The organism is Allobosea sp. OK403, assembly GCF_900113835.1.
Lineage (GTDB): Bacteria > Pseudomonadota > Alphaproteobacteria > Rhizobiales > Beijerinckiaceae > Allobosea.
The window spans coordinates 1,144,472-1,168,098 of record NZ_FOQV01000001.1 but is presented as its reverse complement, the minus strand read 5'-3'; the positions used below and the strand labels follow the sequence as shown (position 1 = coordinate 1,168,098).

Annotated in this window: 22 protein-coding genes; 10 read left to right on the top strand and 12 right to left on the bottom strand. The window is 63.6% G+C overall.

The annotated features are described in order from the left end of the window. The first annotated feature begins 129 nt into the window (after nucleotides 1–129). Complete coding sequence (locus BMZ97_RS05120; RefSeq protein WP_244546237.1) at nucleotides 130–1,671, top strand: PHA/PHB synthase family protein; 1,542 nt, start codon at nucleotides 130–132, stop codon at nucleotides 1,669–1,671. A 9-nt stretch (nucleotides 1,672–1,680) separates the two neighbouring features. Here the strand turns inward: BMZ97_RS05120 and BMZ97_RS05115 are convergent, their stop codons facing one another. The 3 genes from BMZ97_RS05115 to BMZ97_RS05105 form a co-directional block, all read right to left on the bottom strand. Further along, on the bottom strand, nucleotides 1,681–2,979 hold the full coding sequence (locus BMZ97_RS05115) for an NRAMP family divalent metal transporter (RefSeq protein ID WP_092166096.1): 1,299 nt from the start codon (nucleotides 2,977–2,979) through the stop codon (nucleotides 1,681–1,683). A gap of 88 nt (nucleotides 2,980–3,067) precedes the next feature. After that, nucleotides 3,068–3,955, bottom strand: coding sequence for a universal stress protein (locus BMZ97_RS05110; protein WP_244546236.1), 888 nt, complete (start codon nucleotides 3,953–3,955; stop codon nucleotides 3,068–3,070). Between the two features lie 28 nt (nucleotides 3,956–3,983). Continuing rightward, nucleotides 3,984–4,394 carry a hypothetical protein gene (locus BMZ97_RS05105; RefSeq protein ID WP_092166092.1) on the bottom strand — a complete coding sequence of 137 codons (411 nt, stop codon included), beginning with the start codon at nucleotides 4,392–4,394 and terminating at the stop codon, nucleotides 3,984–3,986. Nucleotides 4,395–4,532: 138 nt separating this feature from the next. Between BMZ97_RS05105 and BMZ97_RS05100 the strand changes: the two genes are divergently transcribed. After that, the gene (locus BMZ97_RS05100; protein WP_092166091.1) at nucleotides 4,533–7,304 is read left to right on the top strand and encodes a bifunctional acetate--CoA ligase family protein/GNAT family N-acetyltransferase; all 2,772 of its coding nucleotides are present in this window, start codon (nucleotides 4,533–4,535) and stop codon (nucleotides 7,302–7,304) included. A gap of 212 nt (nucleotides 7,305–7,516) precedes the next feature. Here BMZ97_RS05100 and ccoS read toward each other — a convergent pair whose 3' ends face one another. The 9 genes from ccoS to BMZ97_RS05055 form a co-directional block, all read right to left on the bottom strand. Continuing rightward, complete coding sequence (ccoS, locus tag BMZ97_RS05095) at nucleotides 7,517–7,714, bottom strand: cbb3-type cytochrome oxidase assembly protein CcoS (RefSeq protein ID WP_092166090.1); 198 nt, start codon at nucleotides 7,712–7,714, stop codon at nucleotides 7,517–7,519. Beyond that, a complete protein-coding gene (locus tag BMZ97_RS05090; protein ID WP_092166088.1) occupies nucleotides 7,711–9,915 on the bottom strand; it encodes a heavy metal translocating P-type ATPase in 2,205 nt (734 codons plus the stop codon). Before BMZ97_RS05090 ends, ccoS begins: the two co-directional genes overlap by 4 nt. Before the next feature lie 4 nt (nucleotides 9,916–9,919). Then, a complete protein-coding gene (locus BMZ97_RS05085; protein ID WP_175525430.1) occupies nucleotides 9,920–10,441 on the bottom strand; it encodes a FixH family protein in 522 nt (173 codons plus the stop codon). 32 nt (nucleotides 10,442–10,473) lie between these two features. After that, nucleotides 10,474–11,910 (bottom strand): cytochrome c oxidase accessory protein CcoG, encoded by a 1,437-nt coding sequence (gene ccoG / locus BMZ97_RS05080; RefSeq protein ID WP_092166085.1) that lies wholly within the window; start codon nucleotides 11,908–11,910, stop codon nucleotides 10,474–10,476. Nucleotide 11,911: 1 nt separating this feature from the next. Further along, nucleotides 11,912–12,799 carry a cytochrome-c oxidase, cbb3-type subunit III gene (gene ccoP, locus BMZ97_RS05075; protein WP_092166084.1) on the bottom strand — a complete coding sequence of 296 codons (888 nt, stop codon included), beginning with the start codon at nucleotides 12,797–12,799 and terminating at the stop codon, nucleotides 11,912–11,914. A 3-nt stretch (nucleotides 12,800–12,802) separates the two neighbouring features. After that, nucleotides 12,803–12,958, bottom strand: a complete 156-nt coding sequence (locus tag BMZ97_RS05070) for a cbb3-type cytochrome c oxidase subunit 3 (protein ID WP_092166083.1) — start codon at nucleotides 12,956–12,958, stop codon at nucleotides 12,803–12,805. A gap of 11 nt (nucleotides 12,959–12,969) precedes the next feature. Continuing rightward, nucleotides 12,970–13,740 (bottom strand): cytochrome-c oxidase, cbb3-type subunit II, encoded by a 771-nt coding sequence (ccoO, locus tag BMZ97_RS05065; protein WP_092166082.1) that lies wholly within the window; start codon nucleotides 13,738–13,740, stop codon nucleotides 12,970–12,972. Between the two features lie 11 nt (nucleotides 13,741–13,751). After that, nucleotides 13,752–15,347, bottom strand: coding sequence for a cytochrome-c oxidase, cbb3-type subunit I (gene ccoN, locus BMZ97_RS05060; RefSeq protein ID WP_244546268.1), 1,596 nt, complete (start codon nucleotides 15,345–15,347; stop codon nucleotides 13,752–13,754). A gap of 206 nt (nucleotides 15,348–15,553) precedes the next feature. Continuing rightward, entirely contained in the window at nucleotides 15,554–16,219 is a 666-nt protein-coding gene (locus tag BMZ97_RS05055; RefSeq protein WP_092166081.1) for a cyclic nucleotide-binding domain-containing protein, read from the bottom strand. Between the two features lie 207 nt (nucleotides 16,220–16,426). Here BMZ97_RS05055 and BMZ97_RS05050 point away from each other — a divergent pair, with 207 nt between their 5' ends. The 8 genes from BMZ97_RS05050 (at nucleotide 16,427) to BMZ97_RS05015 (ending at nucleotide 23,413) form a co-directional block, all read left to right on the top strand. Then, the gene (locus BMZ97_RS05050; RefSeq protein WP_092166080.1) at nucleotides 16,427–16,906 is read left to right on the top strand and encodes a hypothetical protein; all 480 of its coding nucleotides are present in this window, start codon (nucleotides 16,427–16,429) and stop codon (nucleotides 16,904–16,906) included. 51 nt (nucleotides 16,907–16,957) lie between these two features. Beyond that, nucleotides 16,958–18,307: an oxygen-independent coproporphyrinogen III oxidase gene (hemN, locus tag BMZ97_RS05045; protein WP_092166079.1), complete on the top strand. Its 1,350-nt coding sequence runs from the start codon at nucleotides 16,958–16,960 to the stop codon at nucleotides 18,305–18,307. A gap of 592 nt (nucleotides 18,308–18,899) precedes the next feature. Beyond that, complete coding sequence (locus BMZ97_RS05040; RefSeq protein WP_280141714.1) at nucleotides 18,900–20,441, top strand: PAS domain-containing sensor histidine kinase; 1,542 nt, start codon at nucleotides 18,900–18,902, stop codon at nucleotides 20,439–20,441. Further along, nucleotides 20,431–21,063 (top strand): response regulator FixJ, encoded by a 633-nt coding sequence (fixJ, locus tag BMZ97_RS05035; protein WP_092166075.1) that lies wholly within the window; start codon nucleotides 20,431–20,433, stop codon nucleotides 21,061–21,063. The genes BMZ97_RS05040 and fixJ overlap by 11 nt, the downstream gene beginning before the upstream one ends. A gap of 97 nt (nucleotides 21,064–21,160) precedes the next feature. Then, a complete protein-coding gene (locus BMZ97_RS05030) occupies nucleotides 21,161–21,559 on the top strand; it encodes a response regulator transcription factor (protein WP_092166648.1) in 399 nt (132 codons plus the stop codon). 75 nt (nucleotides 21,560–21,634) lie between these two features. Further along, nucleotides 21,635–22,318, top strand: a complete 684-nt coding sequence (locus BMZ97_RS05025; protein ID WP_244546235.1) for a helix-turn-helix domain-containing protein — start codon at nucleotides 21,635–21,637, stop codon at nucleotides 22,316–22,318. 564 nt (nucleotides 22,319–22,882) lie between these two features. After that, nucleotides 22,883–23,047, top strand: coding sequence for a hypothetical protein (locus BMZ97_RS31160; protein WP_175525428.1), 165 nt, complete (start codon nucleotides 22,883–22,885; stop codon nucleotides 23,045–23,047). A 111-nt stretch (nucleotides 23,048–23,158) separates the two neighbouring features. Then, nucleotides 23,159–23,413, top strand: coding sequence for a DUF2171 domain-containing protein (locus BMZ97_RS05015; RefSeq protein ID WP_092166071.1), 255 nt, complete (start codon nucleotides 23,159–23,161; stop codon nucleotides 23,411–23,413). Nucleotides 23,414–23,627 lie beyond the last annotated feature (214 nt).

Below are 23,627 nucleotides of genomic sequence, written 5' to 3'. Positions count from 1 at the left end.
GGCACGATGTCGGCAGGTTTTTCGCCAATGGGGTTGGCCGAGGCGTGGTTCGATTGGGCCGCGCATCTGGCCGTTTCGCCCGCGCGTTCTGCCGAAATCGCAATGTCGTGCGCGACAGAGGCGAGCCGTTTGGCTGAACTCAATCTGAGCATGCTGGTCCATGGCGGTGAATGCATCCCATGCGAGCGCGCACTGCCTCAGGACAAGCGCTTTCGCCATCCGAGCTGGCGGCAATGGCCCTTCGCCCTCTATGCGGAGACGCTGCTTGCGCTGGAGCGGACGCTCGACGCGGCTACAAGCAAGATCCATGGCGCGACCCCGCACCATCTCGCCATGCTGCGTTTCGTCGGCCGCCAGGCGCTTGACTGCGTAGCGCCGTCGAACAGCCCGCTGACCAACCCCGAGGTCCTCGATGCGACTTTGAAGAGTGGGGGGCACAACCTCTTGACCGGCGCGGCTTTCGCGCTCGACGACTGGCAGAGGATCCTGGAGAAAAAGCGGCCTGCCGGCGCCGACGTCTTCACGCCCGGGGAGACGGTCGCTGTGACGAAGGGGCGGATCGTTCATCGCAACCGGCTCGCCGAGGTCATCCAATACGAGCCGACCACCGCTGTCGTCCACCCGGAGCCGGTACTCATCGTGCCCGCCTGGATCATGAAATACTACATTCTCGACCTGCGGCCCGAAAACTCGCTAGTGAAGCATCTCGTCGACCAGGGTTTCACGGTGTTCATGATCTCCTGGAAGAATCCGGACGAGAGCGATCGCGATCTCGGCATGGACGACTATCGCACGCTCGGAGTTTTGCCGGCGCTCGCGGCCACGCTGGAGGCTTCGGGGGCGCGCAAGGCCCATGCGGTGGGCTACTGCATTGGCGGGACGTTGCTGGCGCTGACGGCGGCTGCCATGGCGCGCGATCTTGACGAACGGATTCAGACCCTGACCTTCCTGGCGGCGCAGACGGATTTCCGCGAAGCGGGCGAACTCGGTCTGTTCGTCGACGAGAGCGAACTCGCGATCCTCGACGACATGATGGCCGAGCGGGGCGTGCTGGAGGCCTCCCGCATGGCGGGGACGTTTCATCTCCTGCGGTCGAACGACCTGATCTGGTCACGCATGATCCGCAACTACCTGCTCGGCCAGCGGGAGCCGCTCGGTGATATCGCAGCCTGGTCGACCGATGCGACCCGCATGCCGGCCGCAATGCACAGCGAGTATCTCCGCAAGCTCTACCTGAACAACGATCTCGCCGAGGGGCGCTTCGTGATCGACGGACAGCGGGTGTCGCTGCACGATATCCGCCGCCCGATCTTCGCTGTCGGCACCGAATGGGATCACGTCGCGCCGTGGCGCTCGGTCTTCAAGCTCCACAACCTGACGGAATCCGAGGTGACCTTCGCCCTCACCAATGGCGGCCACAACCAAGGCATCGTCTCCCCGCCCGGCCGGGCCGACCGTCATGTCCGCATCGCCACCGCAAAGCCACGGGAACGCCATCTCGACCCCGATCGCTGGCTGCAGAGCGCAGCCTATCATGAGGGCTCCTGGTGGCCTCACTGGTTCGAGTGGCTGGCGCAGCATTCGGGTGCCCGGACCATGCCACCGGCGCGCGACGATCGATCCGGGTTGCATGCGCTCGGAGCGGCTCCAGGGCCGTTCGTGTTCGGCTGAGTGGCGTCCTTACAGCAGAAAGAAGCCTGCTGTCGCAGCGGCCATCACCGCGGTTGCGAGCCACCCCACAACCGCCAGTGACCGGGGCAGGCGCAACCGACCCATCACGCGCCGGTTCGTGGCGACCAGCATGATCACCACCATCAGCGGTGCCGCAAGGACGCCGTTGAGCACAGCGCTCCAATACAGCGCCTTGATCTCGTCGATGCCGACGAAGTTGAGCGCCAGCCCCGCAAGCGTCGCCACTGCGATTGCCGCATAGAAGGCCTTAGCCTCGTGAGGGCGGTGATCAAGTCCCTCAGGCCACCTGAAGGTCTCGCTCACCGCATAGGCGACGGAGCCCGCGAGGACAGGGATGGCGAGCATGCCCGTGGCGACAATGCCGATCGTGAAGAGCGCGAAGGTGTAGGGGCCGGCAATGGGACGCAGCGCTTCCGCCGCCTGGCTCGAGGTCTGGATGTCCGTGACGCCATGGGCGTTGAGCGTCGCGGCTGTCGCCAGGATGATGAAGAGCGCGATCAGGTTGGAGAAGCCCATGCCGACGATCGTGTCGAGGCGGATGCGCGCAAGTTCTCCGCTTGCTGTCTTTGGCGCCACAAACAACGGCTTGAGATGACGCCGGTGCAGCTCCTCGACCTCCTGACCTGCCTGCCAGAAAAAGAGATAGGGGCTGATCGTGGTTCCCAGGACCGCGACCAGCGCCATCGCATGCGCGCTGTCCAAGGTCAGCTGTGGAACCAATGCGCCGTGAAGCGCCGCTCCCAGGGGCACCTGAGCGGCGAACACGACCGCAACATAGGAGAACAATGACAGCGTCGCCCATTTTAGAGCGGCAGCATAGCGCTCATAGCTCATATAGGTCTGCATCAGCACGGAGATGATACCGACGGCTACGGTGTACAGACGCTGCGATCCGCCGAGCAATAGTTTAAGCGCGGCGCCCATCGCACCCAGATCCGCGCCGAGGTTGAAGACGTTGGCGACGATGAGAAGCAGCAGGACAGCGCGCAGAAGCCAGGGGGAGTAGTGTCGCCGCAGATTGCTGGCGATGCCGCGCCCGGTGACGGAGCCGATCCTTGCGCTGATCGCCTGGATGGCGGCCATCAACGGAAAGCTGAACAGCATCGTCCAGGCCAGTCCATAGCCGAACTGCGCGCCGACCTGACTGTAAGTCGCGATCCCGCTGGGATCGTCATCGGCTGCACCCGTCACGAGCCCAGGGCCGAGGGTTTGGAAGAAGCTCGGTGGCGGTGGCGATAGCTCGTCGCTTGAAGCGTCTGTCGTCAGTGTTGCAGCGCCGTCGTCCATGGTCAGGACATTCCTGCTTGGTACAGGGCTTGCCGGTCGCCGGGCTTGTCCTGGGGCAATGTCGCCCCATTCCGCCCGCTTGCCTGGCTCAGTGGGACATCAGGCAGCATAGCGGTACCGTGTCCAGCAAATCCCGGCTCATTCCGCCGAACAGCCATTCGCGCATGCGGCTATGTCCATAGGCGCCAGCGACGATCAGATCGGCGCCTTGCTGTTGTGCGATGTCGATGATTTCGTGGGTTTCGGATGCGATGTCGCCGCTGCGCGATATGGGGCGCGCCGCAACATGGTGTTGCGACAAGTGGCTGCAGACATCGGCAATGCCCTGCTCGTTCGCCTCTGGGCCGACCGAAGCGACATAGACCAGTTCGGCTCGCACCAGGAAGGGCAATGCGTCCCATACGGCACGCCTCGCTTCGCGTGTATCCTTCCAGGCTACCACGACATGCTTGGCCGAAAGAGACTCGACCTGTGGCGGAACCAGCAGGATTGGCCGCCCAAGATCCATGACGAGGTCGTTCGCTGCGACCGCCATCCGGCCCTGGTCGTCGACTCCTTGCCGGCCGAGCACCAGCAGATCCGCCGCGCGTGATTGGGACAGGATGAAGCCGCGCGGCTCGGAGAGGCTGGAGCGCCATTCGATGGCGGAGCTGCAGCCGACTGTCCGCCGGAACAGCGCCTCGGCTCTAGCGACCTCCTCACCGGCAGTCTGCTCGGCGTTTTGGAGCAGCAGGGCGTCGGCGGCGGATATACTGTCGCCGTAGTAGGGCACCACGATCTCGGCCGCGGCGACCCCGATCAGCCGACTTGCGAAACGGTCGGCGAGCGAGGCGGCCAGTTTGATCGGCCCTTCTGCGTTTCCGCCGAGATGGACCGGCACCATCAGGCTTGCATAGGAGGAAAAGCCGACCGTCCCTTTCCGTTCCGTCATGATGTCTCTCTTGTCTGGGGCGGTGTTTGCGCGGAGCGCGAACACTGCAGCCTCCGGGGACCTGCGGTCAGGATTAGGGCCGGCCCGACAGCGCCAGCGAGACGGTGCCCATCCTGCGGATAGACGCCACCCTGAAGGGGACGAAGTCATCGTCATCGCCACGTACCGAGATGTATTCGCCGACCGCGATGCGATGCCGGTCGAGCTTGAAGGTACCCTCGTCGTCGTCGCGCGTCGTATCGTCGTAGTCGATCAGCCAAGTCGCGCCGCCGTCACCGCCGGCGCGGTGGAGCAGCCAGCCATGGCGATCGGGTTCGCCGGGCCGGAACCGCCGGACACGGCAGCGCTCGCGCTCGAGGCGCCATTGCTCGGCGTCGAGCCGGCCGTCCTCGGTCAACGGAGCGGCAATCTCATAGCCGTCCCGGCTGTCGCCCTCCGGGTGAGAAGGGGTCCGCGCAAGATGGAGTGTAATCCGCTGAAGCATGGCAATAGTCCCGAGTGAAGCGTTCATTTGCTGATCATTTCACCGAATGGCGGCCGATGATTTGATCCAGAGCAAGGTTGCTGGAGCAGGGATCGGCAATCTCGCCGCGGGCACGGGGCCCGGAGGGGCATCACTGCCATGAGCATCCGCAATTTCGACGCGCTTTTCAGCCCAAAGTCGATCGCGCTGATCGGGGCCAGCAATACCCCGGGTTCTGTCGGTCAGGTCATCGCTGCCAATCTGCTTGGTGCCGGCTTCGAAGGGGCGATCCTGTGCGTCAATCCCCATGCGCGTGCGGTGGCCTCGACCTACACCTATCATTCCATCGCAGAGCTGCCCGTGGTGCCCGATCTGGCGGTGATCGCGACGCCCGCAGCGAGCGTTCCCGGCATTGTTGCTGAGCTCGGCCAGCGCGGCTGCCGGGCGGCCGTGGTCGTCAGCGCTGGCTTTGAAAGCAAGGGCGCCGAGGGCGAACTGCGCCAGCGGCTGCTGGACGCGGCGCGCCCGCACCTGATGCGCATCGTCGGTCCCAATTGCCTCGGCCTGATCTCGACCCCGCGGGCGATCAATGCGAGCTTCGCCCAGCTCACGCCGCGGCCGGGCGGCATTGCCCTCATCAGCCAGTCCGGCGCCATCATCACCGCTATGCTGGGCTGGGCGCAGCAGCGGCAGATCGGCTTCTCCCATGTCATGTCGCTTGGCGACATGAGCGACGTCGATTTCGGCGATGTGCTTGACTATCTCGCCTCGGATGCCGCGACGCGAGCGATCCTGCTCTATGTCGAAAACATCACCCATGCGCGCAAGTTCATGTCGGCGGCGCGTGCCGCGGCGCGCACGAAGCCGGTTCTCGTCGTCAAGTCGGGGCGCAGCAGCGCCGGAGCAAAGGCCGCCCTATCGCATACCGGTGCACTCGCGGGCTCGGACGCGGTCTATGATGCAGCCTTTCGCCGGGCTGGTCTCTTGCGGGTCCACGAGCTCGACGAGCTGTTCGCCGCCGCCGCGATCCTGGCGAGCGGCGTCCGGGTCTCCGGTGATCGCCTGATGATCCTGACCAATGGTGGTGGCGCCGGCGTGCTGGCGGTCGATGCACTGGCGGAGCGTGGCTTGCAGGTCGCGGAACTCAGTGCCGAAAGCCGCTCGGCACTCGATCTGGTGCTGCCGCACAGCTGGTCGCATGGCAATCCGGTCGACATCCTTGGCGATGCGACAGCTGAGCGATACGGCGCGGCCTTGGCGATCCTGATGCGGGAGCCGGCGAGCGACGCCATTCTGGCGATCAATTGCCCAACGGCTCTGGCGGATGGCGCGGAAGCGGCGCGTGCCGTTGCGACTGCTGCGGTGGCCGGGCATAGCGTCCCGGTTCTGGCCAACTGGCTCGGCAGCGAAGCCTCAGCGGAGTCGCGCCACGCCCTGCGTGAAGGGCGGGTGCCGAGCTTCGACAGTCCCGAGCAGGCCGTACGCGCCTTCGGCCATCTCGTCGAATTCCGACGCAACCAGACCCTGCTCCTGGAGACGCCTTCAGCTGGGGTGATGCTGGCGCCGGCGGCCGTTGCCGCCGCCGGCGAACTGATCGCCGCGGTTCGGCACGATGGCAGGCTCCTGCTCAACGAGCAGGAAGCGAAACGTCTGCTTGCTCTGCTGGGCATTCCGACGGTCGAGACCCGCATCGCCGGGACGCCGGCCGAGGCTGGGCGCATAGCGGACGAGATCGGCGGTCCTGTGGCCCTGAAGATTCTGTCTCCGGACATCACGCATAAATCCGATGTCGGTGGCGTCGCGCTCGGCCTGGCGTCCGGCGCCGAGGTGTTGCGAGAGGCTGAGGCGATGCTTGGGCGCGTGCGCCGGACCCGCCCCGAGGCGCGGGCGTTGCGCTTCACCGTCCAGGCCATGATCTCGCGCCCGCATGCGCAGGAATTGATCGTCGGTATCGCGCACGACGTCACCTTCGGCCCGGTCATCCTGTTCGGACAGGGCGGCACGGCGGCCGAGGTCATGTCCGATCGCAGCATCGGACTACCGCCGCTGAATTCCGTCCTCGCCGGTGACATGGTGGCGCATACGCGCGTCGCCCGGTTGCTCCGCGGTTTCCGGAACGTGCCGCCGGTCCGTTCGGGCGCCATCGAGGACGTGCTGCTGCGCCTCTCGGAGATCACAGTGCACCTCCCAGATGTGCTGGAGCTCGACATCAATCCGCTGCTGGCCGACGCGGGCGGCGTGATCGCCCTGGATGCGCGGATTGCGATCGCTGCAGAGCCGGTATCGGCCGGCGGCCATACGATCACGCCCTATCCGCGGACGCTGGAGCGAGCGGTCGTCCTTACAGACGGCACGCCTCTCGAGTTGCGCCCGATCCGGCCGGAAGACGAGGTCGCAATCACTGCCATGGTCGAGCAATGCTCGGCCAAGGATCTGCGGATGCGTTTCTTCGGTTCAGTGAAGCGTTTCGAGCACGACCTGGCCGCTCGACTCTCGCAGATCGATTACGACCGGGAGATGGCCTTCGTCGCCATCGAGCCGGGCTCGGGCTTCGGTGAGGGACCGATCTATGGCGTCGTGCGCGTCATAGGCGATCCGGAGCGCAGCTCTGCCGAGTTCGCGATCCTCGTCCGCTCGGACATGAAGGGCAGGGGGTTGGGATTCCAGCTCCTGTCCGAGATCGTCGGCTACGCCCGACAAGCGGGGTACAGGACCGTTTATGGCGATGTCCTGAGTGAAAATGCCGCGATGTTGCGCATGGCTGGAGAACTGGGTTTCGTGGCGGAGCCAGGCGGACCCGATTCCGACACCAAGCGAGTGACGCTTTCTATCGAGGCAGGAACGCCCTCTACGGATGTTTCCACTCATGGCCCGGCCGAGACAAGGATTTCACCGACAACGGTGTCCCCTTATGCGGCAAGCGAGAGCTGAGGTGACGGGCAGTTTCTAGAGCAATTTCGCGTTTCTCCGAATCGCGAGAATTCTCTAACTCTTTGTTTTACCGCATTTTCTTTACGCGAACCGGTGTCCGCTTCGCTCGAAAACGCTCTAGCCCGAGGATCAGGTCGCGCCGGGCGTGTGAGACGGGGAGCCGATCAAGGGCTGCGGGTCGAGATGATGTCAGGCCTGCGCCTCGCGCCTTCTCAGAGTGCTCGCTCTGGCTGTCGCGTCGCATTTGCGTGCGGCGACTGATCGTCGGCCAGATCGTCATCCTGCAGGACGCGCCAGCCTGATCCTTCCAGGTCATTGTACTGACCCGTGCGCATGCACCAGAAGAAGCCGGCCAGGCCTGCCAGGCCGAGCCCCAGCGCCAGGGGAAAGAGAATGACGATGATGTTCATGAGGGTGTCCTCTCCGCCGCGGAAGCTGCGGTGCGTCCGGCGCGCAGGGCGTTGAGCGTGACGATCAACGAAGAACCCGACATTGCTGCGGCCGCGACCAGTGGCGTCGCGAGGCCCGCGATCGCGATCGGGACCGCTACTGCATTGTAGAGCACGGCGAACCAGAGGTTTTGTATCATCAGCCGACGCGCTTTGCGGGCGATGAGGATGCTGGAGGCGACGGGAGCCAGACTGTCGCCGAGGAAGACGATGTCGGCGGCGGCCTGCGCCAGATGCGCTGCGCTGACAGGTGAGATCGAGACATGCGCCTTTGCCAGCGCTGGGGCGTCATTGAGCCCATCCCCGACCATCAGGATCTTGCAGCCTCCGGCCGCGAGGTCGGCGAGCGCGAGGAGCTTCTCGTCTGGGCGCATGGCGGCGCGGTATGTCGCAATGCCGAGCTCCTGCGCGACAGAGGCGACGGCAGCCTCCCGGTCGCCCGACAGGATCATCACGCCAAGCCCGAGCTGGCGCAGCGCAGCAATGCAGGCGCGAGCGTCCGGACGCAGGCGCTGACCAATTGCGAAGACAGCGCAGGCATCGCCATGGCGCCATGCGATCAGCGAGGTGGTGGGGAAGGTCGCGGCGACAAGGTCCGCTTCCGCCTGTGCCTCGCAGAAGGAGACGCTGCCCAGGCGCATCTCGCTGCCGTCAACCAAGGCGACAAGGCCGAGCCCCTGATGTTCATGCACATTGCGAACGGGCGCGGGATTGCCTGCGGCGCGGCTGATCGCCTGCGCCAGCGGGTGACGGCTCGCCGCCGCCAGCGCCGCCGCCTGTCGCACGATGCTGACATCGAGGCTGTCTGCGTTGAGCAGTTCGGGTTCGGGCAAGGTCAGCGTGCCGGTCTTGTCGAAGACGACCATGTCGGCTTCGGCCAGCCTCTCAAGCGCGTCGCCCTCCTTCAGCATGACCTTGCGACGGAATAGCGCCGAGGCCGCGACGACCTGGACAGCGGGAATCGCGAGCCCGAGTGCGCAGGGGCAGGTGATGATCAGCACGGTGATGGCGATGATCAATGCCTGCTGCCAAGGCAGGCCGAAGGCGATCCAGCCGAGAAGCGTGGCAAGAGCGGTGGCGTGCACCAGCGGCGCGTAGAGCCGGGCCGCGCGGTCGGATAGATGAACATAGCGCGAGCGGCTCTCGACAGCCTGGGCCATCAGCCGGTCGATCTCGTCGAGCAATGTGCCGCTGCCCGCTGCCTCGACGCGTACGGTCAAGGCGCCTGAGAGATTCGTCGTGCCAGCATGGACGCGTCCACCCGGCGCGACCAGCATCGGCATCGTCTCGCCCGTGACCAGGCTCTGGTCGATCTCGGACTGGCCGGTCTCGACGAGGCCATCGATGGCGACGCGCTCTCCCGGCTGGACCAGGACGAGATCGCCGGGCGAGACCGCCGCGATCGGAACCACGATCGTCGTACCGTCGCGCTCGAGGCGGGTTGCCGTCTCGGCCTTGAGGGCAGCGAGATTGCCGGCGAGATCGCGAGTGCGGCGGCGCATCATCTGATCGAGATAGCGTCCGATCAGCAGGAAGAAGAGCAGCATCACCGCGCCGTCGAAATAGGCGTGCTCGGCGTGATTCCAGGTCTCGACCACCGACATGCCGAGCGCGAGCACGACTCCGAGCGTGATCGGCACGTCCATGTTGACCGCGCCCGCCTTCAGCGCCCGCAACGCACTTTCGAAGAAGGGGCGGCCGGCATAGGCCGCGGTCGGCAAGGCGATCAGGGCCGAGAGCCAGTGAAAGAGATCACGCGTCACCGGATTGATGTCGCTGGCATTGCCGGACCAGACCGAGACAGAGAGCAGCATGATGTTCATGGCGGCGAAGCCGGCGACGCCGAGATAGCGCAGCAGCCGCGCTTCCTCGCGCGTGACGCTGTCCTGCTGCTCGGAGGGCAGGAAGGGATAGGCTTTGAAGCCGAGGCGCGCGAGCCGCTCGATCACCGCTTCGGGCCGCAGCACACCCTCGCGCCATTCCACCGTGACGCGCTTCAGCGCGAGATTGACGCGCGCGCTGAGGATGCCTGAGTCCCGCTTCAGCCCCTTCTCGATCGCATGCATGCAGCCGGCGCAGCGGATACCGTCGATGGCCAGCTCCATGCCGTCGATCCCGTCGTGATGGCGGACGAAGACGGAGAGATCCTGTTGCGCGGCCATGGTCTCACTCCGCCAGCTGGATGCGGCTGCGCGAGACGAAGAGCGTCTCGTTGTCACGGCTCGCCTCCACCGCGAGCGTCCAGCCGCCGCGATGGATTGCCGGTATCGTTGCCGAGTAGAGGCCGGGTGCGGTCTCGACGAGGCGCGCCTCGTGGTCCTCCTGGCGGGAAGCTGGGTGCTGCAGTTTCGCCTCGACAACGAGGCCGGTGAGGGCGATGCCGGAATGGTCGTGCAGATTCAGGGTCACCGTCGCGCCGCTGCCGTCGCGGCTGATCTGAGCCTGCGCCTGCCAGCCGCGCTCGGCCTGGGCGTGCATGCGCGCGATCTCGCCATTGAAGCGCTGGCTGGTCTCATAGGCGCTCTTGACGTCAACCCCGGGCATGGTCCGGATCGCCGCCGTCATCATGATCGCGTTGACGGAGGCGACCACCACGAAGAAGCCGAGCAGGCTGGCCAGCACCGTGCGGCCGCTGAGCTCGAAGGGGCGGCGTTGTGGCGTCGGCTGGGCTGGAAGATCGATCGGCATGGCGAAAGCTCCGCAACAGGACATGGCGTCCCCTAAGGTGCGATGAAGTGATCCTGGGCGCGCACGATCTCGCCGACGAACAGGTCCGAGGCTGTGAAGGTGATGCTCTGCGAGGCGTCGAGATGAGCATCGGGCGGCACCGTGACGAGCACCCGGACCTCGCGCGATGTATCAGCCTCGACCGTCACGATCGGGCGTAGATCGGCCGTCGCCTGCGCGCCGATGGCCTCAATTCGGATGCCGGGAATGCCGGCGACCGTCAGGGCGAAGGGCCGCGCCTCCGGACGCTTGTTGAGCAGGCGCACGGCGTAGGCGTTGCGGATCGAGCCATCGCTGAGCTTGACGAAGAGGGGTGCGCGATCGTGCAGAACGGAAATCTCGGCCGTGCGCCGGGTCGCAAGCTGATAGAGCATCGCGCCGCCGACCAGCATGATCAGCGTGGTATAGATCAGCGTCCGCGCCCGTATCGGGCGATAGATGGTCTTCTCGCCGGCCAATCTGCGCTGGACGTTGTCCTCGGTGTCATAGCCAATGAGCCGATCGGGTCGGCCGATCTTCGCCATCACGTTGTCGCAGGCGTCGATGCACAGGCCGCATTGGATGCAGTCGAGCTGGGCACCGTCGCGGATGTCGATTCCCGTGGGACAAACGGCGACGCATTGGTGGCAGTCAATGCAGTCGCCGGCCGGTGCGCCCTGATCCCGCAGCCGCTGTGCCTGTTTCACCGAGACGCGTGGTTCGCCACGGTCGTATCGATAGGTGACGTTGAGCGCGTCATCGTCGGTTAGGGCCGCCTGGATGCGCGGCCAGGGACACATGAACTTGCAGACCTGCTCGCGCATGACGCCGGCGAGCGCATAGGTCGTGAAGGTCAGGATCGCAATCCAGACATAGGCCGAGAGTGGCGCCGTAAAGGTAGCGAGCTGGTGCACGAGCGTTGGTGCGTCGGCAAAATAGAGCACCCATGCGCCGCCCGTCCACCAGGCGATTGTGAGCCAGACGACATGCTTGCCCGTCTTGCGCAGCAGCGTCCCGGTGGTCCAGGGCGCTTCGTCGCGCTTCATGCGCTCGCGCCGATCCCCCTCGAAGGCGCGTTCGACAGCGAGGAAAAGGTCAGTCCAGACCGTCTGAGGGCAGAGATAGCCGCACCATAGCCGGCCCGCGATGGCGTTCATCAGGAACAGGATGAAGGCTGCCAGGATCAGCAGGCCGGTGAAGTAATAGACTTCCTGCGGCCAGATCTCGATGAAGAAGAAATAGAAGCGGTTATGAGCGATGTCGGCCAGGACGGCCTGGTTGGGCAGGTGCGCCCCGCGATCCCAGCGCAGGAAGGGCAGGAGGTAGTAGATGCCGAGGCAGAGGATGAGGATCGTCCACTTGGCGCGGCGGAATGGGCCCGACACGCTTTGCGGATAGACCTTCTTCGAGGCTGCGAAGAGCGGCAGCCCATCGGCCTCGGCGACATTCATCTCACTGTCCTCCGCCGAGCGAGTGGACATAGACCGTCAGCGCCTTGATCGTCGTGGCGTCGAGACGCGCACCCCAGGCCGGCATCACGCCGCCGCGGCTGTTGGTGATGGTCTCGGTCAGCGAGGCCATGTCCATGCCATAGAGCGTGATCGCATCGGTCAGGTTCGGCGCGCCGACTTCCTGATTACCCTTGCCGGCGGGGCCATGGCAGGCGGCACAGTTCTGCTCAAAGAGCGCCCGACCCTTGGCGAGATCGGCCTTCGGCTCCGTCGGCAGGCCCGCCAGCACGCGGACATGGTTGGCGACCGCGTTGATCTCATCGCGCTTGAGGATGCCGTCGCGACCGAAGGCTGGCATCGGACTGACGCGCGTCTCGCTATCGGTCGCGACGCGGATACCGTGCTGCAACGTCGTCTGGATCGCGGCGAGCGAGCCGCCCCAGAGCCAGTCATCGTCGTTCAGGTTGGGATAGCCCTTCGAACCTGCGCCGCCGACGCCGTGGCAGGCAGCGCAATTGTCGCCGAAGGCGGCCTTGCCCTGGGCCATGGCGATACGAAACAGCGACGGATCGGCCTTGATCTGCTCCAGGGACGCCTCGGCGAGCCCTTGCGTCTGGGTGGCGCGAAACGCCCGCAGCGCGGACAGGTCGGTCTCGACATCCAGTCGCGTCGCATAGCCGATGACGCCCTTGGTCGTCGTGCTGATCAGCGGCCAGGCCGGATAGACGATCCAGTAGCCGAAGGACCAGATGATGGTGGCGTAGAAGATGTTGAGCCACCAACGCGGCAGCGGTGTGTTGAGCTCGCGGATGCCATCCCATTCATGCCCGGTCGTCGCGGTGCCGGTGACATGATCGACCTCATGGTCGCCCTTGTGAGTCTGATCCATTGCTCAATCCTCCTGCAGCGGGGTGAACGCCGCCTGCTCGAAGCGGGCCCGGTTTTTGGGCCAGAAAGCGTAGGCGCAGACACTGACGAAGATGCCGACGAAGTAGAGCAGCCCGACCGATTGGGCGAAGCTCGCGAGCCATTGATAGGTCGTGTCCATGATGGCCTCGTTCAGCGAATGTTGGCTTTGTCGTTGTAGAGCTTGAAGTCGACGAGCGTTCCGAGCACCTGGAGATAGGCGATCAGGGCATCGGCTTCGCTGATGCGGCCCGGATTGCCGTCGAAATCGCGGGCCTGGACCTTGGGATAACGCGCTTCGAGCGCGCTCTGCCCGGGGTGGTCCGGAGTTGCCTGCGCCTTCAGGTCTGTCATCGCCTGGGCGATCATCTCGTCGGTATAGGGCACGCCGCCGACGCGATTGGCGCGCAGCTCGGCAGCGATGTCGTCATAGGCCAGCTCGGTCCTGGCCAGGAACGGGTAGCCCGGCATGATCGATTGCGGCACCAGCGAACGGGGATCGGCAAGGTGCCCGGAATGCCATTCGTCGGAATATTTGCCACCGACACGGGCGAGATCGGGCCCGGTGCGCTTGGAGCCCCATTGGAAGGGCTTGTCATACATGCTCTCGGCGGCGAGCGAGTAGTGCCCGTAGCGCTCGATCTCGTCACGCAGCGGCCGGATCATCTGGCTGTGGCAGAGGTAGCAGCCCTCGCGGACGTAAATGCCGCGGCCGGCAAGTTCGAGCGGCGTGTAGGGCCGCATGCCCTCGACCTTCTCGATGGTGTTCTTGAGGTAGAACAGCGGTGCGATCTCGACGAGACCACCGATCGAGATCACCAGCAGCACGCCGATGATCAGGATGATCGAGTTCGTCTCGAAGATCTTGTGCTTCGACCAGCGGGACTGGCGCGGCAGGGGCGCGCGGGCGTCAATGCTCGACATGGCTGATGTCCTCACTGGGCGGGGGCGAGTTGGGGGACGAGGCCGTGGTCGTAATCGGCCTGCGGCACGTCAACCGTCCCGCTCTTCACCGTCATCCAGAGGTTGAAGACCATGATCAGCGCCCCGATGAGGAAGAGTGCGCCGCCGAGCGCGCGGATGACGTAGAAGGGGTGCATCGCATCGACCGTCTCGATGAAGGAGTATTCGAGGAAGCCGAGCGAGGTGTAGGCGCGCCACATCAGGCCCTGGAGGATGCCCGAGACCCACATCGCCGAGATGTAGAAGACGATGCCGAGCGTCGAGATCCAGAAGTGCCAGCTCACCAGCCTGAGCGAATAGAGCTCCTTGCGGTTCCACAGCCAGGGCACGAGGCAGTAGATCGCGCCGAAGGAGATGTAGGCGACCCAGCCGAGTGCGCCGGAATGGACATGCCCGATAGTCCAGTCCGTGTAGTGCGAAAGCGAGTTCACCGCCTTGATCGACATCAGCGGACCCTCGAAGGTCGACATGCCGTAGAAGGCGAGCGAGACCACCATCATGCGCAGCACGGGGTCGGTGCGCAGCTTGTCCCAGGCGCCAGACAGCGTCATCAGCCCGTTGATCATGCCGCCCCAGGAGGGCATCCAGAGCATGATCGAGAAGGTCATGCCGAGCGTCTGGGCCCAGTCGGGCAGGGCGGTGTAGTGCAGATGGTGGGGGCCGGCCCAGATATAGAGAAAAATCAGCGCCCAAAAATGGATGATCGAGAGCCGGTAGCTGTAGACCGGTCGGTTCGCGCGCTTGGGCACGAAGTAATACATGATCGCGAGGAAGCCGGCGGTGAGGAAGAAGCCGACCGCGTTGTGGCCGTACCACCACTGGAACATCGCATCCTGCACGCCCGACCAGACGATATAGGATTTCGGCGAGAGCACCGAGACCGGGATCGCCAGATTGTTGCCGAGATGCAGGACGGCGATGGTCAGGATGAAGGCGAGATAGAACCAGTTGGCGACATAGATGTGCGGCTCCTTGCGCTTGGCGAGCGTCATCAGGAAGACCAGCAGATAGGTAACCCAGACAATGGTCAGCCAGAGATCGGCATACCATTCCGGCTCGGCGTATTCCTTGCCCTGGGTGATGCCGAGCAGGTAGCCGGTGCCTGCGATGACGATGAAGAAGTTGTAGCCGAGCACCACGAACCAGGGCGAGAGATCGCCGGCGAGCCGAGCGCGCGAAGTGCGCTGCACCACATAGAACGAGGTCGCGATCAGGACATTGCCGCCGAAGGCGAAGACCACGGCCGAGGTGTGCAGCGGGCGCAGACGGCCGAAACTCGTCCATGGCAAGTCGAGGTTCAGCGCGGGGAAGGCGAGTTGCAGAGCGATGATCAGGCCGACCGTGAAGCCGGCGATGCCCCAGAACATCGAGGCCACGGTGGCGAACTTCACCGGACCCATATTGTAGTTCGGCTTGCCGTTGATCTCCTGTGGCGCCGGCACCTGGCCCGGTCGGAAGCAGCGATTGCCGATCAGGAAGACCGAGGCGAACGACGCCAGCGTCGCCAGCGTGGCATGGAAGGCATAACCGCTATGGTCGGTTAGCGCCGCGACCATCAGGAAGGGCATGACGGCGGCTGCGGCAATCAGCATGCCGGCGATTTCACCGGTCGTCGCGCGCCTGATTGAGTATTCTGTCGCTGACATACGTTGCCCCCATGTCATGGTCAGCGCATCACTGCGCCGTTCGATGAGAGGCTTAGCCGGGTTGCGGCGAGCGAACGTTGATTCAAGTCAAGCGAGCAGGAGAGCGGGCCGCGTGCGGTCGGCGACGTTCAGGCGGCGACGTGCGCCATGTGATCGAGGTTCATCAGCCGCACGCCATCGGGCACGATCAGGATCGTCTTGTCCTTGGCGAGCTTGGTGAAGGTCCGGCTCACGGTTTCGATCGTCAGGCCCAGAAAATCGGCGATGTCCTGGCGGCTCATCGGCAGGGGCACGGTCACGGAGGGTTTGCCGAGCTTGGCCCAGCGTTCCTGCATGGCGAGCAGGAAGCAGGTCAGCTTCTCCTCGGCGGTGCGGCGGCCGAGCAGCATCATCTGCTCCTGCGCGAGGGTCAGCTCATGCGTCGCGAATTGATGTAGGCGCCGCAGCAGATGGGGTTTCTCCTCGACCAGCGCCGAATAGGCTGAACGCGAGAAGGCACAGGCGGTGACGGTGTCGATCGCGTCGGCCGAAAAACCAAAGGCGTCGCGCATGGCAAGCCCGAGGAAATCCCCGGGCAAAGCGAAGCCGACGATCTGACGACGCCCATCCGGCAGCAGCTTGTAGAGCCGCGCCACGCCCGCCGTGATGTTGTAGACGGAATGTGCCGGCTGACCCTGCGTGAACAGCGTTTCCTTGGCGGGAAAGACGGTTTCATGAGCCAGCGCGTCGAGCAACTGCAGTTCATCGACCGACAGTGATGCGCACACGCTGACAAGGCGAACCGTGCACGCCATGCAACCGTTCTCGACGAGAGGCGCGGTACTGCAGGCAGATGGCTGACAATCCACGATCGCGTACCCCCGAGACCACGCATGAGTATTACTACGGTTCAACTATCGGCAGAAGCCTAAGTGATCCGCGGGCGCGCGGTTTTGATCCAGATCAATGCGGGGCGCGCTGCCGGGCAGCCAGTCTGTACCGGATTGCTCGGGAGCAGTGCGGTGGTTGATCACGACATCTTCGAGGCGGTCCGGGTCACTCCGGCCCAGGCGCGCAGCGCCTATAGCCTCGTTGCGATGTCGCATCCCAAAGTGAGTTTCGACGATTGGAGGCGGTTCCTGCGTGGGGCGATACGAGCCGGGCGCAAGGATGACGGCATAGTCGGTTTGCGTGATCGCAAGGGCTGCATCCACGCCCTCTTCGCCTTTCGCGTTGTCCAGGCGCTGGGGCGGGACGCTACGCTGCAGGTGACGGAACTCGCTTTGCTGCGCCTGCCTGGCACGGTGCTGGTCAAATCTCTCATCAGCTTCGCCCGTGATCTGGCTGCGGAGCTGGGGCTGCCGTCGATCTCGATCGACATGCAGCCTTCCGACATCTGGAGCCAGGACCGGCATGCCCTGGAGCAGCGCGGCTTCGCGGTCGACCGCGTTCAGATGCGCGGCAAGGCGCGGGCGCCCAGAGGGGTGCCGAGCAAGCTTTGAGATTTGCGTCACATCAAGGCGTGCTCCGGCTGGCATGCGCAGAGTGCCGCAATGACCAGCCAAGCCTCTTCCTATGCCGCGCGCCAGGTGCCGCGCTACACCAGCTACCCAACCGCGCCGCATTTCACCGGTGAGGTCGATGCCGCGCTCTACCGGAGCTGGCTCTCCGAACTCGACGGCGACGAGCCGGTCTCGGTCTATGTCCATGTGCCGTTCTGTGCCGAGCTCTGCCTCTATTGCGGCTGCCAGACCACGGTGGCACGCAGCCCCGCGCCGGTCCTGGCTTATCTCGATTTGCTGTTGCGCGAGCTGGGACTGGTCGGCCAAGCCCTGCCAGGACGAATGCGGCTCAACCATCTTCATTTCGGCGGTGGCACGCCAACGATCCTTGCCCCGTCCGACTTTCGGCGGTTGATGGCGGCGATCCGTACGGGATTCGATATCGACATCGACGCCGAGCTCGCGATCGAGGTCGATCCGCGCACGATATCGCCAGCCCATGCGGCCACGCTGGTTGAGACAGGGATCAACCGCGTCAGCCTCGGCGTGCAGAGTTTCGATCCGCTTGTCCAGAAGACGATCCGGCGACTGCAATCCTTTGAGCAGACGTTGCGCGTTGCGGAGTGGTTCCGCTTCGCCGGTGTCGAGGGGCTCAATCTCGACCTGATGTATGGTCTTCCACACCAGAACGTCGCGAATGTGCTGAGCACGGTGCATCAAGCCCTGTCGCTCGATCCCGACCGGATCGCGCTGTTCGGCTACGCCCATGTGCCGTGGATGAAGCGGCACCAGGCCCTGCTGCCGGAAGCCGCATTGCCCGATAGCGAGGAACGCTCGGCTCAGTTCGAGGCTGCCACGGCTCGCATCCTTGCGGCGGGCTATGTCCGGCTTGGGCTTGACCACTTCGCCAAGCCGGACGATGCCCTGTGCCGGAGCGCGAGAGCAGGCGAGCTCAGGCGCAATTTCCAGGGCTACACGACAGATGACGCAAAGGTTCTCATCGGCCTCGGCAGCTCTGCGATTTCTCGGTTGCCTCAAGGCTATGCGCAGAATGCCGCGACCGTTGCGCCTTACCGTTCGGCTCTGTCGAGCGACGGTCTTGCAACAGTGCGCGGTGTCCCGCTGACGCCGCAGGACAATTTGCGCGCTAGCATCATCGAGCGGTTGACATGCGACTTCAGCGTCGATCTTGCGGCGCTTTGCCAGCAGCATGGCTTTGAGGTCGGCGAGCTTGATGACGATCTGGGGCGACTACAGCCGATGATCCGGGATGGCCTTGCGATACGTGACGGCGCCAGGATTCATGTCGCGCCCGCATCCCGAAATCTCGTCAGGGTGATCAGTACGGCGTTCGATCAGCGCTTCACCTCTCAGGTGTCCCGGCACTCGTCAGCAGTCTAGAGCATTTCCGCGTTTCTCCGAAGCGCGAAAATGCTCTAGATCCTTGTTTTAACGCGTTTTCTTCACGCGAACCGGTGTCCACTTCGCTCGAAAGCACTCTAGAGGCTGTTATGAGCCACGAGGTCGATTTGACGCTGGCGCTTTTGCGCGAATGCCAGGAGTTCGAGAACGCAATGAGTTCGAGGACGCAAAGAGTTCAAGGACGCAAACCTTTCGGTTTGCCAGGAAGAACGACGCCGCAGTCGCGCAAAAGCGCCGCGCCCTGCGGGTGAGGTGAAAACGACGGGGCTGCAGCGTCGCATCGCTTGCCGATACCGAGGGTATCGCCTGCACAATGCTCCTCCCATCTCCGCCATTTTGACCTCATCACATCCGCCCCATGGTCCATAACGACCTCTGGCGCCGATGCGGCGTCGCCATCCGCATCGGCGGGCTCAAAGCTGCCCCGGGCATCGGAATGCACTTTGTCAGCGTACCGAGCTTGGATCTTGCCGGGGAACAGGCCAATGCTTGACGGATGTCGGCTGACGGATTCCACTAGGGCATCCGTGTTCAGTCGGACACAGTTTTACTCCGGGCATTGGAGATTTGTTTGGCCAGCGATACCGAGGCGGGATCCGAAGCTCAGACGCTCACGTCTCCCGCAGAGCTTCTGGTAGAGGCGGTCTCCGATATCGGTTTGCTCATGATCGATGCGGACGGCCTGGTTGCAAGCTGGAACGCGGGCGCGGAACGGATCAGCGGATGGCGCGAAAATGAAATGCTTGGCCAGCATTTCTCGGCCTTTTTTACGCCCGATGATATCTCGGCAGGCAAGCCTGAGGCCGAGCTCGGAAAGGCGAGGCAATCCGGGCGGACCGAGGAATATGGCCTGCGTGTCCGCAAAGACGGATCGCACTTTCCCGCGCATGTGACCATCACGCCATTGCGCGACCGTTCCGGCGCCATTTACGGCTTCGCCAAGGTGATGCGCGACATCACCGAGCAGATGGCTGCCGAGGGCCGGCTCAAAGCGCGCGAAGCCCACCTGCGTTCCATTCTGGAGACTATCCCTGACGCCATGATCGTCATCGACGAACAGGGCATCATCCAGTCCTTCAGCACGGCAGCGGTTCGTCAGTTCAGTTACGAGCCGGCAGACGTCGTGGGGAAGAACATCAAGATTTTGATGCCGGGACCTTATCGTGAGCAGCATGATGGATACCTGCATCGCTATCTGACCACAGGTGAGCGCAGGATCATCGGTACAGGCCGCGTCGTCGTCGGCCAGCGCAAGGACGGTTCGACCTTTCCGATGGAGTTGTCGGTCGGCGAAATGCACTCAGGCGGCAGCCGCTACTTCACCGGTTTCATTCGGGATCTGACGGAACGACAGCAGACCGAGACGCGCCTCCAGGAGCTTCAGGCCGAACTCGTTCATGTGTCCCGCTTCACGGCGCTGGGTGAGATGGCATCGACGCTTGCCCACGAAATCAACCAGCCGCTCACCGCGATCGCAAACTACCTGAAGGGGTGCCACCGCATCCTGCAGCGCATGGAAGGAGACCAGGTTGCGCTCCTGCGCGATGGCGTCAACCAGGCCGCCGATCAGGCTCTTCGGGCTGGTCAAATCATCCGGCACTTGCGGGAATTCGTGGCGCGGGGCGAAAGCGAAAGGCATGTCGAGGCACTTCCCAAGCTGATCGAGGAAGCCAGCGCGCTCGCCCTGGTCGGGGCCAAGGAGAAGGGCGTTCGGATCATATATCGCTTCGACGAGAACGCGCCCTTCGTGCTCGTCGACCGAATCCAGATCCAGCAGGTTCTCCTGAATTTGATCCGCAACGCCATTGAATCGATGCAGGACAGATCGCGCCGGGAACTCGCTGTGGCAACACGAGCCGATCTTTCAGAGAAACTCGTCGAGGTTTCCGTATCTGATACTGGAGCCGGCATTTCTCCCGATATCGCCGACCAGCTGTTTCAGCCCTTCGTAACGACAAAGAAGCAGGGTATGGGAGTTGGCCTCTCGATCTGCCGGACCATTGTCGAGTCGCATGGCGGCCGCATCTGGGTCACATCCAATCCGGGAACGGGCACGACGTTCAGTTTCACCCTGCGATCTGTAGATCCCGAGGAAATGGCCGATGGGAAATGAGGCGATCATCCATGTCGTCGATGACGATCTGGCCGTACGGCAGTCCCTGTCGTTCCTTCTCGCATCGGATGGATTGCCCGTCAGACTTCATCAATCGGCCTCCGCGTTTCTCGACACGGTCGAAGATGGATTGACCGGTTGTATCCTGACCGACGTTCGGATGCCGGGCATCGATGGGATCGAGTTCCTGCGCCGGCTGAAAGCCCGTGGCTTCACAATGCCCGTGATCGTCATGACGGGGCACGCAGATGTGCCACTTGCTGTCGAGGCAATGAAACAAGGTGCTATCGACTTCATCGAGAAGCCCTTCGATGACGATCTGTTGCTGGCGGCGGTGCGCATCGGCCTTGATAGGCACCAGCGCGAAACGCAACATCAAGCTCAATCGGCCGAGATTGCGGGGCGGCTCAAAGCCCTATCCGAACGGGAGAAGCAGGTTCTCGATCGACTTGTTGCCGGCAAGGCCAACAAGGTCATCGCCTTCGAACTCGACATCAGCCCACGCACGGTCGAGATCTATCGTGCCAATGTCATGACGAAGATGCGCGCGGGCAGCTTGTCCGAATTGGTGCGGTTCGCCCTATTGGTCGAAAGCGGGGGCGATACAACCACGAGACCATAAGGGGTTTCCCTGAATTGGAAATCCCGGTGCTTCTGGTCCAATCCGGCATGACTATCTGGCACGTGCTGTGTCCGATGGCATTGGGTGGGGCCAAACGATGTCAACCGACACAGGGCCGATCATCGTCGTCGACGACGACGATGCGGTTCGGCAGTCACTGATATTCGTTCTCGAGATCGAGGGCTTGCAGGTGCGCGCCTATTGCGACGGCGCCCAGCTTCTCGCCGAGCCGAACATGCCAACCCGGGGCTGCCTGATTGTCGACTACAACATGCCCGGGATGAATGGCATTGAGCTCGTCGAGCACCTACGCACTCGCCATGTCGACCTGCCTGCAATCCTGATGACAGGCCGTATTTCGGATCACATTCGCCGAAAGGCGGGTAAGGCTGGCTTCAATCAAGTGATTGAAAAGCCTCTGCAGGATGATTCTCTCGTCGAGACCATCCGCACTGTCCTTGCCTCCAAGCAGCAGGCCCTCAGGAATATCCCTTAGGACAGCATCTGAATTTCGCCGGAAAGCGCGAAACGGTAGCTCTTCTGCAAGACACAACCATCTGCAGAGGGCGCCATGCAAACAATTTCCGCACCCCATGTCATACAATTTCCGGCGTGGATGGCTCGAGGCGCTACGCGGCAATCCGACACCCGCCCTGCATCGACGCCGAACGAGGCTCGGCGCAGCTTCGCGAAGGAAGCGGGCATCTTTGCCCAGGGTGACCAAGCGCAGTCCTACTATCGCGTCATGGCGGGGACGGTCCGAACTTACCGCGTCCTCAGCGATGGTCGCCGCCAGATCGACGCCTTCCACGTGCCTGGCGACATCTTCGGAATTGAAACGGGTGGGGTGCGGAGCATGAGCGCCGATGCCGTCGAGCCCGTCACATTGTTGCAGTATCGCAATCAGCAGCTGGCCGAACTCGCAACTGATGATCCTGAATTCGTCCAACAGGTTATGGGGGCGATGCTGCAGTCACTGGAGCGCGCGCAGGCTCATATCATGCTCCTGGGGCGCAAGAGCGCCGTTGAAAAACTGGCGACCTTCCTCCTCGGCATTTCGGATCGGCTCTCGGGACTTGGGTGTGTCGACTTACCGATGTCGCGCATCGATATTGCAGACCATCTCGGCCTGACGATTGAGACGGTCTCACGCTCGCTGACGCAATTGGAACGGGCTCGCTACATCGAACTGCCCGCGCATCGTCGCTCGATCATCCTGAAGAACATCTCCGCACTCAGGCGCCTGGACTCATGAAAGCCAAATCGATGTCGATGGCCCGACACGCGACCAGCAAGGCGCAACCAGCTGACCAGGCACAACATTCGGCGTTCGGCGAGGCGCCCAGTGTCTCCAGCTGGCCTGGGCAGCCGCGCGCGATCCAATCAGCGCCGAGCGCCAACACAGCAACGGATGGGAAGGGGCATGACGTCGGCGACGCGCATCTCCCGGCCCCGGGCTGGATGGCCTTGTGCCTTCTTGCCGGGACTATGAGCGACGGGCGGGAGAGGTCGCCTTCCCACTTGGATGCCTGATGCGACCGAACTGATAGTGTTCTTGCCCAGACGCGTTCCGGCCTCGCTGTCCACCCATAGTTCCCGATGGAAGGCGGCTCCGCAGTGATGCGGGGCCGTTTTCGTTCCGGCTCGCCCAGCAAGATCGCGTGAAACAACGCCATCCCAGGCTGGCCGCATGCAGTCGCTGAGCGGGTCCCGACCTGACGGATCGGAGCCCCCTTTCCAAGCCATGCCTGAAACGACAGCGATAGACATCCCACATCGGGTCGGGTGGTTTCCTAGAGGCGCCAATAGCTCGCGCCCGATGGTGCGCCTCATCGCGCCCAGCCGAAGAGCATTGGCCGGGATGGTCCTTGCAGGCGATGTGCGCGACGGTTCGACCGTGAAGATCTCGGCTGGCACGCACGGTTTGACCTTCAACGGAAAGAAGCCCGAGATCGCCGACAAAGATGAGTTGGAACTGGCCTGACCGGCTGGGGGTTACAGTCTTGCTCGCGCCGATCGACGCGTTTCCCCCCGCGGCTACGCATGTCCGGTGCGGCTTCATGATCGACCAAAACTCAGCAAGGAGAAGCTCGCGATGAAAGACAGCGTCAAGGAGAACATGGAGGTCATCGGGGCCGACGGTGTGCATGTCGGGACGGTCGATCGCATCGAGGGTGGCCGCATCAAGCTCAAGATGAGCGACAGCTACGGGAAGCATGAGGGCCATCATCATTACATCGAGGCCGGCTTCGTGGCTGGCGTCGAGGGGAACAAGGTTCGCCTCTCCGCGAATGCGGATATCGCTGTGACCCTGGAGGAGGAAAACTCCAGGCGGCCGGTGGATCTCTGATGCCTCTCGAGGCAGTCGCATCGGCTGCCTCGACCATTGTTGAAATGGCGACATAGCGCGGTGGAGGCGCCTGTCGCCTTGGTGAAACACGGCCATCGCGTTGCCAGAAGCGCCGCGAACCACGGCGGCTGCGGCGACGGTTTTCAACCTGGGAGAGTTGATCGACGCAAGGATACGATCTCTACATCAATCTGAAGAAGCTGGTGACGGTTCA

Excerpts from the sequence above, each read along its gene's own strand:
- ccoG (WP_092166085.1), bottom strand. The coding sequence starts at position 11,910 with ATGAATGTCGCCGAGGCCGATGGGCTGCCGCTCTTCGCAGCCTCGAAG.
- hemN (WP_092166079.1), top strand. The coding sequence starts at position 16,958 with ATGACCAGCCAAGCCTCTTCCTATGCCGCGCGCCAGGTGCCGCGCTAC.
- BMZ97_RS05055 (WP_092166081.1), bottom strand. The coding sequence starts at position 16,219 with ATGGCGTGCACGGTTCGCCTTGTCAGCGTGTGCGCATCACTGTCGGTC.
- BMZ97_RS05030 (WP_092166648.1), top strand. The coding sequence starts at position 21,161 with ATGTCAACCGACACAGGGCCGATCATCGTCGTCGACGACGACGATGCG.
- BMZ97_RS05070 (WP_092166083.1), bottom strand. The coding sequence starts at position 12,958 with ATGGACACGACCTATCAATGGCTCGCGAGCTTCGCCCAATCGGTCGGG.
- BMZ97_RS05085 (WP_175525430.1), bottom strand. The coding sequence starts at position 10,441 with ATGCCGATCGATCTTCCAGCCCAGCCGACGCCACAACGCCGCCCCTTC.
- BMZ97_RS05100 (WP_092166091.1), top strand. The coding sequence starts at position 4,533 with ATGAGCATCCGCAATTTCGACGCGCTTTTCAGCCCAAAGTCGATCGCG.
- BMZ97_RS05105 (WP_092166092.1), bottom strand. The coding sequence starts at position 4,394 with ATGCTTCAGCGGATTACACTCCATCTTGCGCGGACCCCTTCTCACCCG.
- fixJ (WP_092166075.1), top strand. The coding sequence starts at position 20,431 with ATGGGAAATGAGGCGATCATCCATGTCGTCGATGACGATCTGGCCGTA.
- BMZ97_RS05090 (WP_092166088.1), bottom strand. The coding sequence starts at position 9,915 with ATGGCCGCGCAACAGGATCTCTCCGTCTTCGTCCGCCATCACGACGGG.
- ccoP (WP_092166084.1), bottom strand. The coding sequence starts at position 12,799 with ATGGATCAGACTCACAAGGGCGACCATGAGGTCGATCATGTCACCGGC.
- BMZ97_RS05015 (WP_092166071.1), top strand. The coding sequence starts at position 23,159 with ATGAAAGACAGCGTCAAGGAGAACATGGAGGTCATCGGGGCCGACGGT.
- BMZ97_RS31160 (WP_175525428.1), top strand. The coding sequence starts at position 22,883 with ATGGTGCGCCTCATCGCGCCCAGCCGAAGAGCATTGGCCGGGATGGTC.
- ccoN (WP_244546268.1), bottom strand. The coding sequence starts at position 15,347 with ATGCCCTTCCTGATGGTCGCGGCGCTAACCGACCATAGCGGTTATGCC.
- ccoS (WP_092166090.1), bottom strand. The coding sequence starts at position 7,714 with ATGAACATCATCGTCATTCTCTTTCCCCTGGCGCTGGGGCTCGGCCTG.
- BMZ97_RS05115 (WP_092166096.1), bottom strand. The coding sequence starts at position 2,979 with ATGGACGACGGCGCTGCAACACTGACGACAGACGCTTCAAGCGACGAG.
- BMZ97_RS05025 (WP_244546235.1), top strand. The coding sequence starts at position 21,635 with ATGCAAACAATTTCCGCACCCCATGTCATACAATTTCCGGCGTGGATG.
- ccoO (WP_092166082.1), bottom strand. The coding sequence starts at position 13,740 with ATGTCGAGCATTGACGCCCGCGCGCCCCTGCCGCGCCAGTCCCGCTGG.